Source organism: Psychromarinibacter sediminicola (assembly GCF_029168335.1).
Lineage (GTDB): Bacteria > Pseudomonadota > Alphaproteobacteria > Rhodobacterales > Rhodobacteraceae > Psychromarinibacter > Psychromarinibacter sediminicola.
Window position 1 is genome coordinate 1 of record NZ_JARGYC010000191.1, and the last position, 1,442, is coordinate 1,442.

1 protein-coding gene is annotated in these 1,442 nt (G+C 51.9%); it reads left to right on the forward strand.

The genetic code is table 11. The features are described from left to right. Window positions 1–256: 256 nt before the first annotated feature. Window positions 257–1,442: hypothetical protein (locus P1J78_RS24870; protein WP_275570057.1), on the forward strand; the 1,186-nt coding region annotated here is incomplete at its 3' end.

Consider the following 1,442-nt stretch of genomic DNA (forward strand, 5'->3'; position numbering starts at 1 on the left):
GCTGGCCGTTCTCTACGGCCGCAGCCCATCATGTGCACAGGAAAAGGCCGCGGCGTGACGCTCATGAGCGTTGCCAGCCATAGTTCACGGATGACGAGATATCCTAGATGTCTCTGACCGAGATGTTCGGGAGCCTGCACTTGCGCTCGAGCAGCGGCATGCTCATAGAGAGGATTGGCGAATATTTTCGGATCGCATTGAGCCAATCCAAGCGGTCTTCGGTACGCATCGCCACGAGGCCATTACCCGTGGGAATTTGGAGTTTTACCTGAACGACGAGGAGCTGGATAAGTCCGAACTTGAAGCCGTTGCAAGAGTGATTTCAGCCCGATACTTCGACCATTATAAGAGGTATAGCGCTTCAGTCATTTGCACTGGAATTGGCGATGTGGGTTTCGTTGAGGATTACGACCTCTTTCCGCACTACGACATCCCAATATTGTCATCAGTACTTAACGCGCTGTCGTGGGATAAGCTAAAGCGCGACAACCCGGATTTGCGGGAGCAGTTGTACGGCTCATATGGAAACCAGTCTCACGTCAACTTTGTTGCGCATCTACAGTCGTTTGTTGGCGCTTGCTGCGAGGCTATTCGCGAACAGTTGAATTACCCCGAGGGAAGCATTGACTATTTTGCTTCGCTTCGATCGCAGACAGAAACGCTTTGCTCCCACCTGATTTTTACCTCAGTTGAGGGGGACAGAGGTACTTTTCGGAATATTGATGACTACTTTGATTGGTCGGTCGGTGTAATTCAAAGGGTCATAGATCAAGAGGGAAGCGCAAGCTCAAGAGTGTTTAGGGGTTGGGAGAAACTGATGAACATCAAAGATCGCTCAAAAATCCTTCTTCTTACGGCAACTGACACGGAGGACGACGCGCTTGATGATGCCTTGGCGGCTGAGGGCTATCGCAACGCTGGCTATGTCAGAACAGCCGCCGGTGTATGCTCTCGGTTCACGCTCGGTCAGAACAAAGAGATCCTCCACGCTCGAAGTAGCGCTGGTTCTGTTGGCTCAAGTGGATCGGAGCTAGTTGCCGCCGAGGCGATGCGTGATCTGGATCCAGACTTTGTAATGGCTGTTGGAATATGCTTTGGGATGAAACCTAGCAAAGAGGAGCAAGAGGCGCTTGGTAAGAGCCCAACTGACAAGGGAGAGCAGTCTCTGGGTGACATCTTGTTCTCGGAAAAAGTGACCGACTATGAGACAGTTCGACTTTGCTTTGAGGATGGAGAGGAGAGCATAAGAGAACGTGGCTTCCGGGTTCCTAGCGGTTCTGTACTCCTAGATGCCGCTAGAATCGTTAGACGAGACTATCGCACTGGAAGAACAAACGTCTATCCCGGGGAGCTGCTTTCCGGCCTCAAGCTCTTGGACTCTCCGCCGTCAGTAGAAGACCTAGAGCGTTTGCCCACCGACATGAATCGATTGGGGATTCCCA